Origin of the sequence: Corynebacterium sp. HMSC074C01 (assembly GCF_001814605.1) — a bacterium.
In the GTDB taxonomy this organism is placed as follows: Bacteria; Actinomycetota; Actinomycetes; order Mycobacteriales; family Mycobacteriaceae; genus Corynebacterium.
The window spans coordinates 674-12,687 of record NZ_KV817292.1; the positions used below are offsets into that span (position 1 = coordinate 674).

9 protein-coding genes and 2 pseudogenes are annotated in these 12,014 nt (G+C 61.8%); 6 read left to right on the top strand and 5 right to left on the bottom strand.

Annotated features, from left to right (window positions below):
* Positions 1 to 246 (bottom strand): annotated as a pseudogene (locus tag HMPREF2978_RS08810) (IS21 family transposase); the annotation flags it as partial.
* A gap of 144 nt (positions 247 to 390) precedes the next feature.
* On the opposite strand from HMPREF2978_RS08810, the pseudogene HMPREF2978_RS08815 reads away from it, so the two are divergent.
* Positions 391 to 828 (top strand): annotated as a pseudogene (locus tag HMPREF2978_RS08815) (alanine dehydrogenase); the annotation flags it as partial.
* Here the strand turns inward: HMPREF2978_RS08815 and HMPREF2978_RS08820 are convergent.
* The 3 genes from HMPREF2978_RS08820 to HMPREF2978_RS08830 form a co-directional block, all read right to left on the bottom strand.
* Positions 825 to 2,303, bottom strand: a complete 1,479-nt coding sequence (locus HMPREF2978_RS08820; RefSeq protein WP_070745076.1) for an SLC13 family permease — start codon at positions 2,301 to 2,303, stop codon at positions 825 to 827. The pseudogene HMPREF2978_RS08815 and the gene HMPREF2978_RS08820 overlap by 4 nt on opposite strands.
* 97 nt (positions 2,304 to 2,400) lie before the next feature.
* On the bottom strand, positions 2,401 to 2,790 hold the full coding sequence (locus tag HMPREF2978_RS08825) for a globin (protein ID WP_083298955.1): 390 nt from the start codon (positions 2,788 to 2,790) through the stop codon (positions 2,401 to 2,403).
* A gap of 14 nt (positions 2,791 to 2,804) precedes the next feature.
* On the bottom strand, positions 2,805 to 3,794 hold the full coding sequence (locus tag HMPREF2978_RS08830; protein WP_070745078.1) for a mechanosensitive ion channel family protein: 990 nt from the start codon (positions 3,792 to 3,794) through the stop codon (positions 2,805 to 2,807).
* A gap of 115 nt (positions 3,795 to 3,909) precedes the next feature.
* Here HMPREF2978_RS08830 and HMPREF2978_RS08835 point away from each other — a divergent pair, with 115 nt between their 5' ends.
* Positions 3,910 to 5,070 carry a cystathionine gamma-synthase gene (locus HMPREF2978_RS08835; RefSeq protein WP_070525390.1) on the top strand — a complete coding sequence of 387 codons (1,161 nt, stop codon included), beginning with the start codon at positions 3,910 to 3,912 and terminating at the stop codon, positions 5,068 to 5,070.
* 21 nt (positions 5,071 to 5,091) lie between these two features.
* Positions 5,092 to 6,306, top strand: a complete 1,215-nt coding sequence (locus HMPREF2978_RS08840) for a hypothetical protein (protein WP_070745080.1) — start codon at positions 5,092 to 5,094, stop codon at positions 6,304 to 6,306.
* A 42-nt stretch (positions 6,307 to 6,348) separates the two neighbouring features.
* Here the strand turns inward: HMPREF2978_RS08840 and HMPREF2978_RS08845 are convergent, their stop codons facing one another.
* On the bottom strand, positions 6,349 to 8,229 hold the full coding sequence (locus HMPREF2978_RS08845) for an FAD/NAD(P)-binding protein (RefSeq protein WP_070745082.1): 1,881 nt from the start codon (positions 8,227 to 8,229) through the stop codon (positions 6,349 to 6,351).
* Positions 8,230 to 8,285: 56 nt separating this feature from the next.
* On the opposite strand from HMPREF2978_RS08845, the gene HMPREF2978_RS08850 reads away from it, so the two are divergent.
* Genes HMPREF2978_RS08850 through HMPREF2978_RS08860 form a run of 3 tightly spaced genes read left to right on the top strand, consistent with a single transcriptional unit; the run spans position 8,286 to position 11,848 of the window.
* Positions 8,286 to 9,986 carry a TIGR04028 family ABC transporter substrate-binding protein gene (locus HMPREF2978_RS08850; RefSeq protein ID WP_143342282.1) on the top strand — a complete coding sequence of 567 codons (1,701 nt, stop codon included), beginning with the start codon at positions 8,286 to 8,288 and terminating at the stop codon, positions 9,984 to 9,986.
* A complete protein-coding gene (locus tag HMPREF2978_RS08855) occupies positions 9,987 to 10,997 on the top strand; it encodes an ABC transporter permease (protein WP_070525397.1) in 1,011 nt (336 codons plus the stop codon).
* Positions 10,994 to 11,848 carry an ABC transporter permease gene (locus HMPREF2978_RS08860; RefSeq protein WP_070745087.1) on the top strand — a complete coding sequence of 285 codons (855 nt, stop codon included), beginning with the start codon at positions 10,994 to 10,996 and terminating at the stop codon, positions 11,846 to 11,848. Before HMPREF2978_RS08855 ends, HMPREF2978_RS08860 begins: the two co-directional genes overlap by 4 nt.
* Positions 11,849 to 12,014 lie beyond the last annotated feature (166 nt).

The following is a 12,014-nucleotide window of genomic DNA, read 5'->3' on the forward strand; positions in this document are numbered from 1 at the left end:
TTTGACGACCGCGTCAAAGTCAATCGGGACGAACTCGCCTTGCCCGCTACTGCGCTTGTCAACGAATATCTCGTCCAGCTCGTCATTCGTCAACGCCGCGACCTGCTGGGCAGTGGTCAAGCCAAGGCTTCGCAGCGCTTGGTTCGCTCGGGAAATCGCGCGGTGCGAGCACCCGAGTTGGTCTTCAATCTGGCGGTAAGAACGCTTCCTAATCAGCAGCGTCATCACCGCACGGTAATCCGTCATCAGCGGACTCCTTCCAGTACGCGCCGCACCCGAGTGGTGCGGCTACCGGAAGTATCATCCCGAGCGCCCTGAGCTGCTACCAGATACTCACTGAAGCGCTACCAGATAGTCACGACACTGCTACCAAATAGCCGGTCGCAACACACCATCGTGTCGGATCCATCGGCACTGGAGGAAGAGCTGCTGGAGGCGGACCTGGTCATCGGCGCGGTGCTTGTTCCAGGTGCTGCGGCCCCGAAGTTGGTGCGCGAGGATGTGGTCAAGCGGATGAAGAAGGGCGCCGTGCTTGTCGACGTTGCCATTGACCAAGGCGGCTGCTTCGAGAACTCCCACAAGACCTCGCATGACGAGCCCACCTTTAAGGTGCACGACACCATCTTCTACTGCGTGGCTAACATGCCGGGCGCGGTGGCGAATACGTCTGCCCGGGCGCTGGGCTCTGCCACTCTGCCCTATATGCGCGCGCTGGCTGCTGATGGTTTCGATGGTGCGGTTGAGCGCTTCCCGGGCCTAGCTGATGGACTCATGACGCGTGGGGGAGAGCTGGTGTCCCAGCCAGTAAAGGACGCCTTCGGGCTTTAAAGGTTGAGCGCTATCGGCAGCAACGTGAAGGCCACAGCGTAGACCAACACGAAGCCGATGGCGTTGAACCAAATTCCGGTGATGACCATCTGACGGATATTGACGGCCCCGGTTCCGAACGCAATGGCGTTCGGGGCAGAGGCAACAGGCAGCATAAATGCGCACTGGCAGGCCTGAGTGACAACGATGGCCATGAGCAGCGGGTCATAGCCTAGGGCCTGGGAAAGCCCGACGACGATAGGCACGAACGTTGCAATCGTGGCCATAGAACTCGTGATCTCTGTCGTCAGAATAACGATGAGGACGATAAGCGCAAGAGCTACCCAGAAGGGCAGGGCGGTTAAACCGGAGAAGGCTTCGCCGATCCATTTATCGAGTCCACTGTTGGTGATCTGGCCGGACAGCGCTAGGCCGCCGCCGAAGAGGAGAAGCGTGCCCCATGGGACATCGCGCGCGGTTTCCCAATCCATGAGCATGACCCCGTCGCGTGGCCGTCCAGGGATGATGAACAGGGACATTCCGGCAATCATCGCGATGACGGCATCAGTGGCCCAGGTGTCTTTGAAAATGAGCGACACAAACATCCACGCGAGCGCGGTTACACCAAAGATGATGGCGATGAGGCATTCCCCGAAACTCATCTTGCCCAGCGCAGCAAGTTCTTTCTGGAACAGTTCCCGGCCACCGGGGATGTCCTCGATTTCGGGCTTCCACACAACCTTGGTGATGATGAACCAACCCAGAAACGTAAACCCAAGTGCCAGGGGAGTTCCGAAAATCATCCACTGCGGGAAGGTGATGGTTGTCCCGATGGCGTCGTTGAGGTAGCCGACCACAAAGGCATTTCCTGGGGAGGCAATAATCGTTCCGAAAGCGGAGATGGTTGCGGCAAAGGCGATGCCAAGCAGAAGGCCGGCGCTGAAATTCGAGACGTTCGTCGTGCCGCTTCGTTCTTTAATTAGTGTCACGAGGGATGCGCCCAGCGGAATCATCATGAGAGCCGTTGCGGTATTGGACACCCACATGCCTAAAGCTGCGGTGGCGAGCATCATTCCGAGAATGAGGCGATCGGGTTTTGTTCCCACGAGGAGAACAATGACGAGCGCGATGCGTCGGTGCAGGTTCCAGCGTTGGATGCCGAGGGCGAGGAGGAACCCGCCAAGGAACAAGAAGATGATTTGCGCAGAATAGGACGCAGCAACATCTTTCATGTCGGCTGTACCTAAGGCGGGGAAGGCGACCAGCGGAACCATCGCGGTGACGGCGAGAGGCAGGGCCTCGGTTATCCACCAGGTGCCCATGAGGACGACGATCGCAGCGGTGACGCGGGCATCGAAACCCGCAGATTGCGGCATCGCAAAGTAGGACAAGGATGCCAGCACAATGCCTAGAAAGACGCCTGTATAGCGAATATTGCGTGTCCTGCGTGGCAGCGAAGGGGCGGATAGTCCTGGGGAGAGTGAGAGGTTGGTCATCTTTAAAGTTCGAGTCGGAGCTAATTTCTATTAGGCGAACAGTATCAGAGCCCTCCCGGAGGCCCCAGAGCTATATTCAACTTTGCTATAGCCCTACTTAGGGCGCGCGGTTGATGAGCATCGCTGCCACTCGCTCCATGTGGTCCCAAATCATGGCGCGATAGGCCGGCGGGATGGTCTCCTCGTCGATCTGCGCCAAGGAGTTGCCCATGAGCTCGAGCCAGCGATCGTGGGCGGCCATGTCGATGGGATAGGGCGCATGGCGCATGCGCAGGCGCGGGTGGCCGCGCTGCTCGGAAAAGAGCTGGGGTCCTCCCCAATACTGCACGAGGAACCAGGTCAGGCGCTGCTGCGCGCCCTCCCAGTCATCGTCCGGGTACATCGGGCCGATGAGATCATCGTTGCGCACCTGGGCGTAGAAACCGTCGACGAGTTTCTCAAAGGTCTCCATTCCACCGACGGCTTCGTACACGCTTGTTGCTTGCACGCCTAATCTTCCTTTCACGTCAGGCCAGGTTCTTCCAGATCAAAGATAGCCATCCCTCGTGGATAGGGGGTGGTGATCCCTTCCGTATGCATGGCGGTGAGGATTTTCGCCTGCATCGCGCGCTGCACATCCCATTGCTTGCCCGGTAGCGTCTTGACGGAAACGCGGTAGGACATGTGGTCAACTTCCAGGCCGGACATGCCATTGACCGTGGGCTTGGCCAGGATAAAGTCCTTGATCTCGGAGTCACGGGCGGCGTCTTCAGCTGCGGAGGTGATGACGTCGACTGCGCGGGTGGGGTCGTTGCTCAGCGCAATCGGGACCTGGACGCGGGCTACGGAGTAGCGGTCGGAGTGGTTGGCTACTTGCAAGATTTCGCCATTGCGGACGTACCACAGAGCGCCATCAATATCGCGGACCGTGGTGATGCGCAGGGAGATGGACTCTACATCGCCGAAGACCCCGTTGCCGAGATCGATGGTATCGCCGATACCGTACTGATCTTCCATGAGCATGAAGATGCCGGAAAGGAAGTCCTTGACCAAAGCTTGTGCGCCGAAACCTAAGGCGACGCCAACCACGCCGGCAGATGCTACAAGCGGGGCGACGTTGACGCCGAGCTTGTCCAAGATGGCCAGCGCTGCCCAGACCCAAACAAAAATAGCGACCGCGGAGCGGCCGACGCCGGCGAGAGTCTGAATGCGGGAGGTGCGCCGGGCCTCTTGCGTTTGCTCGAGGACCTTGTCGGTTGTTCGGTGAGCTTTGCGCGGAGAGAGCGGCGAGCTGAGCTTGCCCTTCTTGATGCTGTTATCTGCCAGCTTGGTAATAAGCCGGCGCAGCAGCCAGCTGCCGATGACAGCGACGATGAGGATGAGCGCGATGCCGATGGGTTTGTCGATGAGCCAGGACTGCATGTTTTCTGTCTGCCACCAGCTGGTAACCGCGTCGACGGCCCCGTTGGTCTGCTCGGCGGAAGCGCTGAGGTATGCGGTAGGTCTGGTCATGTGTGTCCTTTCTACTATCGCTCACGACTGACGCCTACCGATAGTAGGGAAGGGATTTGAATATAAAAAGCCAGTCTTTCTCACAACTGAACAGCTTGGTCTAGAATTGTGCCTCATGACTGACAACCGCACTCTTGGCTTTTCCTCCCGTTCCATCCATGCCGGTTACCAGCCGGATCCCTACATGGGATCCATCAACGTACCGATCTACGCCTCCACGACGTACCAACAGGACGGCCTCGCGCAGTTGCGCGGCGGCTATGAGTACGGGCGCGTGGCCAACCCCACCGTTCATTCTCTGGAGAAAACTCTCGCCGCACTAGAGAACGCCGAGTACGCCCGCTGTTTTGCCACGGGTATGGCGGCCGTCGATACCCTCATCCGTATCATCGTGCGCCCTGGTGACCACGTCATCCTCGGCAACGATGCCTACGGCGGCATGTACCGTCTCCTGCATCATGATTACGGTGAGTGGGGCATCGAGCTGTCCATCGTCAATACCGCCGATACTGAGGCGGTGCAGGCGGCGCTGAAGGACAACACCAAGCTGATCTGGTTGGAGACCCCGACCAACCCAGCGACGACAATCACGGATATCGCTGCGGTCGCTAAGGCAGTCAAGGCGGCTGGCGACGCCCAGATCGTCGTCGACAACACCTTCGCCACGCCCTACCTGCAGAACCCTTTGGAGTTGGGCGCGGATCACGTCCTGCACTCCACCACAAAGTACCTGGGCGGCCACTCGGATGTGCTGGGCGGCGCGGTCGTGACCAACTCCGCGGAGATGGATGAGCGCCTGCTGTACTTTCAAGGCAATGTCGGTGCGGTGTCCTCACCTTTCGACGCCTACCTCACCGCCCGCGGCATCAAGACCTTGGAGGTCCGCATGGATCGCCACTGTTCCAATGCGCAGGCTGTGGCTGAGTTCTTGGAGTCCCGCCCAGAGGTCAAGCAGGTTCTTTACCCAGGCCTGCCCTCGCACCCGGGCCACGAGCTGGCGAAAAAGCAGATGCGCGGCTTCGGGGGAATGATGTCCGTGCGCTTCCACAGCGAGGAGCATGCCCGCCAGATTTGCCTCAACACCAAGCTCATCTCGCTTGCGGAGTCCCTCGGCGGCGTGGAGTCTCTCATCGAACACCCGCAGAACATGACGCATATCTCCGCGGAGGGCTCCGAGCTCGTCCCACCAGCAGACCTCGTGCGCATTTCCGTGGGTATCGAGTCCATCAATGACCTACTCACGGACCTGGAGCAGGCGCTCGACGCCCTTCACTAGCAACCTTGTAGGAGACTCACTATGACAGATACGGCACAACCGCTGAGGTCCTTCAGCGATGAGGTGGACGCAGCACGAGAGTTCTGGGCCTCATACTTCGACGCGATTCCAGTTCCATTTGCGAACGGTTCCGATGAACCTACCGAGGAGTTCATTCAATTCCTTCAAGGAACCCACCCTGAGTACCCGCAGGCCACCGTTGCGTCGAAAGGCGAAGACGTGGAAGCTTTCCTGAAGTCCTGCATGCACGAGCAGGACTTTGCCACCTTCGCTGGGTGGAACTCAGATGCCCTCAACGGCGACAGTCTTAACCGCGAAGAGCCAACGTTCAAGGAGTATCTCTGTGGCGCGGTCTTCGCTCCTTCTGATGCCCTTAAGAAGCGCATTAGTGCTGAATTTAAGGATGAGCGCATCGAGGAGAGCGCCGAGGCAATCAAGGAGGCATTTAGCGCGGAGGCTGCGGAGAGTGCCGCGCGCCTTACGCGAACCGTTCCGGAATCTTTGTCGGTGAAGCTAGATGGCGGCATCCAGCATATCCGTATTTTGTGGCTGCTAAAGAATCCAGCATATGGCGGAAATGACGTCATCAGGCTGGCACGTGAAGGAATGGAGGGCGTACCAAATAAAAAAGATGGGGGAGAGGCATTTACTCCCTTCATCAGGGATCAAGGCAATGTCGCGGCGCTGTTCTCGAATGACGTCGACAACGCTCGCTTGCCCTGGGACATTGCAGATGACAAAGGCTGGTATTTCGATCGCGCACGCTTTTACCTCTTCGATGACTGTGAAGAAAAAGAGCCTGTTTCGTGGAATGAGGTCATTCCGGAGCGTTCCGAATCGGGTGAGCGAGCAGGAGACATCGTGCGCATGGAGATGTTCCCCTACAGGACCAAAGCGTCTGGTGACATCCCCAAGGTCATCGAAAGCAACAACAAGAACGGACTTGTTCTACCGTCTCAGGAGCTCGTGTTTAGATGCCTCATCGCCTTCCTCAAAGAGGCTGAGCACGGCTACATTATTTGTGCCCGTGACCCGCAGCTATGGCGAGATGTTATCGGGGCTTTTATCGACGCGAACCCTTCTCTCGAAGTTGAAAAGGACGCAATCCTTGCGGCGTTTACGGGTCACGTATGGGAGTTCAAAGGGCAGAACGCGCACCTCAATGTGAAGAATTTGGTCCCTCCACTCGATAACCGCGTTGCGGACCTCCGACGGGTCTTTGACAGTCGGCCGTAACTAGCTCGTGGCCCCGAGAAGTGAGGCGGGGCCACGCGGCGGCTAGAGGGTGCTGAGGAGGGATCCGGCCGTGCGGTCGGTCTCCTGTAGCATGAGCGGATCCGTGCCCGGCATGGGGGAGATGGTGGTATCCGGCCACTGCGAATAGGTGGGGATACCGACGATGTGCAGGCGCGGGTCCTCGGTGCCGCCGGGGTTGACCACGCGGCGGTTCCATGTTGTTTCCGGCGAGCCGGTGGCCTGACCATGGTCGACGAACGCGCGAACACGCCCGTTGAGCGACACAGCAAGGGGATCGCCGGCGCGGCGGACGTCGGGGGAGTGCATCCAGGCGTCGATAAGCCAGGCGGAGGAAGCCTCGCCGTGCGCGGTGCGCAGCGTGAACTTATCACCGATCTCCAGCTGGGGGTGCTGGCCTAGGAAGGTGACGAGGCCGGCGTCGACAAGCGCGAGCAGCTGGCGGGTGCGGAAGAGCGGCGGGCCGGAGCCCACCATCTGCCCGAAGGCCATGAACTCCTTGTAGGTGCTGGTGCGGGACTCCCACGTCATCCGGCCTTCCGAACCGGCGATGGAGGAGGGCTTACGTGCGGCCGAGATGGCCCACAGCGCGGACTTCAGCGGGGAATCGGCGGCGGCGACGGCCTCGACGATATCGCGCGCCAAACCTTCGGCGATGTACTCGGTGACTTCAGTGCCCTTGAAATCCGCCAGCGGGTGCGCCCAGTGCGCTAGGTCGAGCGGCTCAGTCGACGCGCCTTCGAGCGCGACGCGCAGCTGGTCCGCCATGCCTGTCAGGTCGTCGGCATCCACCGCGGTGGCATCAATCGTGGCGAGGACATCCTCGAGCGGGCGCTGCAGGGCATCAGGGGATACACGGGCCTGGTTCTCGTAGTACTCGGCGTAGGCATCGCGCAGGATGTGCGGCAGCAGCTGCGTGCCAAAGTCCAGCTCCGCCTCCGGATCAAGCGCGGCGACTGCGGCGCGGAAGCGGGTCAGCGCGGCCTTCGGTGGCAGCGCGTGGTATTCCGACTTCGGGATATAAGGGTAGCCGCGGCCGGAGGAGACGATGAAGTGCGGCTCCTCACCGCTGGGCTCGTAGCGCAGCCCGGAGCGCGTGGAGGGATCCTCCACAAACTCACCACCGCGGTCGATGGTGAGCAGCGCCATGACGTCAAAGAATCCCATGCCTAAGCCGCGGACCAAGACCTTCTCGCCTGCGGGGACTGCAGACACCGGCTGTTCGACGGGGTTGTCTGGCCGCACCCAACGCAGGTCCGAGTGCGCAGCCTCCGCCAGGGGGCGTTCGGACTCGCTCAGCGCGGGTACCTGCCAGCCATAGGCCAGGACGGTGGCGTCGGCGGTGATGGTGGTGCCGTCGGAAAGCTCGATGGCGTCCTGCTCACCGCGCTCCTCCACGGACAGCGCGCGGGCGCGGTGCTGGACGACGTCCACGTTCTCCGGCAGCTGAGCCAGCGCCACCTCGAAAACCCACTCCAGATAGGCGCCGTAGAGCGCGCGGGAGGGGTTGGATTCCGGGCGGGTCTGCGCCAGTTCCTCGGCAAAAGAGTCGGCGAGCTCCTCGCGCGGCGGGTGGGAATCATAAAGCTCCAGCTTGGCAGGCGCGATGTCGGGGCGCTCTCCGCGCAAGAGCTGGATCCACTCGTAGAGGATGGGGCCCTCGAGGACCGGGGCGGTGGTGGTGGAGTTGGGCTCGGTGAACAGGGTGACCGCGCCGGCCAACGTGTTCATGCACAACGTGCGGGTTTGCTCGGTATCCCAAATGCGGCCAGCACCCAGCGGGGCATCATCGATGATGTGGAGGCGCAGGGGTGAATTAAGGGGGGTCGCGCGCAGGTGGGCTGCGAGGCGCTCGACCAGCGAGATGCCGCGCGGGCCGGCCCCGACGATGGCGATGGAGGGCATGTAAATCAACCTCGAACTTTTAGACTGTGCTGTCTAGTGGAATAATACCGGTCAGTATGCGTTGTGTTAAATCCGTAGACACAATTCAAACCGACTATCTACTCTCTGAAAGCATTACCGTGAAAACCCTACGCGCACTCGCCGCCACCCTGGCAGCAGCCCTCGCCTTAGCTGGCTGCTCCGCCGCGGACCGGCCGGACGGGGAGGAGAATGTCCTCACCTACCTGGAGCCGCAGTTCTTCCGCACGCTCTACCCGCCGGCCGCCGGCTTTTACCCCAATGGCGGCGTGGTTAACCAGCTGACCGATCGCCTCCTGTACCAAGACCCCGAGACCCTCGAGCTCTCGCCGTGGATCGCCACGGAGATGCCCAAGGTCAACGCGGATGCCACGGAATACACGTTTAATATCCGCACGGACGTCACCTACTCCGATGGCTCCCCGCTGACCGCCGAGAACGTCGTGGCCAACTTCGACCTCTTCGGGCGCGGCGATAAGTCCCGCACGCTGACCAGCTCAGAGCAGATTGCCAACTACGACCGCGGCGAGGTCGTGGACGAGGACACCGTGAAGTTCTACTTCACCCAGCCGTCCCCGGGCTTCCTCCAGGCCACCTCCGCCTACAACGCCGGCCTGCTCTCCGATTCCACGCTGGCCTTGGACAACGAGGGCTTTGGCCCCGGCAACGCGGTCAACGTCATTGGCTCCGGCCCCTTCGTTGTTGAATCGGAAGAAATCGGTACCGACCTCAAGCTCAAGGCTCGCGAGGACTACGACTGGGCCCCGCCGGCCGTGAAGCACCAAGGACGCGCGGAGATCGACGGCGTCCACTACATCCTCGCCGCCGAGGAATCCGTGCGCACCGGCGCCATCCTCTCCGGTCAGGCCGATATCGCCCGCCAGATCTCCGCCCCGCAGGAGTCGCTGCTGAAAGAACAAGGCGTTGACATCGTCTCGCGCGGCACCAACTCCATGAACAACCAATTCGCCTTCCGCTTCGACCACCCGCTGCTGCAGGACAAGCGCGTGCGCGAGGCCATTATCCACGGCGTGGACCGCGAGGAGATCCTCCGCGTGCTCTTCTCCGAGTCCTACCCGCTGGCCACCTCCACGGTGGCCAAGACCGGCCTGGCCTACAAGGACCAGTCCGCTGCCTACGGCTTCGATCCCGAAGAGTCCAAGCGGCTTCTCGACGAGGCCGGCTGGGAACCCGGGCCGGACGGCATCCGCGTCAAGGACGGCGAGCGCCTCGTCCTGCGCACCAATACCGCCTTGCCGCAGCCGCGTTCTAAGGAAGTCATGACCATGGTGCAGGACCAGCTAGGTGAGCTGGGCATCGGCATCCAAGTCAACGCCGGCGACCAGGCCACGCAGAACGCCGATGCCAAGGACGTCGACAAGGTGCAGATCTACCACTCGATGGTGGGCCGCGCCGACTATGACGTCATCACCTCGCTCTATGGCATCAACAACCGCGACGCCTTCCTCAACCAAGACGCGGAGGGCACCCCAATCGACGCGCACCTGCAGGAGCTTCTCGACGCCGTCCTCGACACCCCCGACAAAGAAGGCCGCATCAAGACCGCAGAAGAGGTCCAGGACTACATCACCGAGCAGGCCTACGTGCTTCCGCTCTTCGAGGAACCGGTGGTTTATGCTGTCCGGCCAGGAATTTCGGGCTTTAGCCCGGAATCGGTGGCGCGCCCCTGGTTCTACGAGGTCAGCATCGAGGCCGCGTCGAATGAGGAGGAGAAATAAATGACAACTCGCCAGATTTTCAGCCGCATTGGGCAAGCCCTCCTCGTGCTGCTCATTACTTATACCGTGGCCTTCCTGCTCCTGTCGGCGCTGCCGTCGGATGCCGTGCAGTCGCGCTTCGGCGACCCCGCTCTGGGCCTATCCCAGGCGGAGATTGACGCCATCAGGGAGGAGATGGGCGTCGACAAGCCGCTCGTGGTGCAGTACTTCACCTCCCTGGGTGGCTTCCTCACCGGGCACTTTGGCAATTCCACGCAGTCGGGTGCCCCGGTAGCTACGCTGCTTGCCGACGCCCTTCCCCACACCCTCATCCTCGCCGCTTGCGCCATCGGCTTGGCGCTCATCGTGGCCGTGCTTGTGGCCTTCCTGGCCACACTGCCGGGGCTCGGCGGCATCGGTTCTTTCTTCCGAGGCCTGCCTTCCTTCATGGTCTCGCTGCCAGGTTTCTGGATTGCCATCCTGCTTATCCAGTTCTTCTCCTTCCAGCTGGGCTGGGTGCGGGTCATCGAACCCGGCAGCGTGGAGGGCCTCATCCTGCCGACCTTGACGCTGTCGGTGCCCATGGCCGCGCCGTTGATTCAGGTGTTGATCCGCTCCATCGATGAGACACAATCCCGGCCCTTCGTCCAGGCGGTGCGCGCACGCGGCGCCTCGGAGTCCTGGATCTTCTGGCGCACCGTCCTGCGCAATTCGCTGCTGCCCACCTTGACCATGGCGGGCTTGCTCTTCGGTGAGCTCGTCGGCGGTGCCGTGGTGACTGAGACCGTCTTTGGTCGCACCGGCTTGGGCTACATGGTGGCCCAGGCCGTGGCGAACCGCGATACCCCGGTTCTGCTGGCCGTGGTTCTCATCGCCGCCACCTCTTACATCATCATCAACCTCGTGGTGGATTTGCTCTACCCGGTGCTGGACCCGCGCCTGCGCGCCGGCACCCCGGAGCGTGCGGCCCGCCGCAGCACAGATTCCGCCACCACCTCGGCCGCTACTTCGGAAAGGACGGTGCGCTCATGAGCATGACGCACACCAAACCGCTGCGTTCTACACGGGCGCCGCGCCGCCACCCCTCCAACCCGTGGCTCGCGCCGGGTTCCCTCATCGCCATCGTGATCCTCGTGATCGCTTTCCTGGCCGCACTCTTCCCGAGCTTGTTTACCTCGGCTGACCCCTATGCGGGCACCGATGTGGCCCTGTTGCCGCCGGGGGAGTCCGGCCACCTTATGGGAACGGACGCGGTGGGCCGCGATCTCTACGCGCGCATCGTTTATGGTGCCCGCCAGTCGCTGCTCGGCGCGCTGATCGCCGTGGCCGTCGGTCTCGTCGTCGGCACGCTGATCGGTCTTCTCGCCGGCTCCCTGCGAGGAGCGGTGGATAGCGTGCTCATGCGCGTGGTCGACGTGCTGCTGTCCATCCCCGGCATCCTGTTATCGCTGTCGATCATCATCGTGCTGGGCTTCGGCTCCGTGCAGGCAGCGGTGGCCGTCGGCGCGACCTCGGTCGCGACCTTCGCCCGTTTGGCTCGCTCCCAGGTGATCACCGTGGCCAGTTCGGACTACATCGAGGCCGCGTACGGCGCGGGCGCCACCCACGCCACGGTGCTTTTGCGACACATACTTCCCAATTCACTCACCCCTGTGATCGCCCTGGCCACCCTCCAGTTTGGCACCGCGATCCTGCAGCTGTCCATCCTCGGCTTCTTGGGCTACGGTGCTCCGCCGCCGACCCCGGAGTGGGGGCTTATCATCGCCGAGGGCCGCGACTTCATGGCCACCGCCTGGTGGCTCATCATCCTGCCCGGCATTGCGCTGGTCGCCGTGGTGATGTCCGCCAACCGCCTGTCCCAGAACTTCCCTGTGGAGGCCTAAAATGACTGTTTCAAAGAATGCAGCACAGCCCCTGCTCAGCGTGCGGGATCTGAACGTTTCCTATTCCACCGCAGGTGGTGACGTTCCCGCCGTGCAAGGCGTTAACCTCGAGGTTCGCCCAGGACAGATGACCGCCATCGTGGGCGAGTCCGGCTCCGGCAAGACC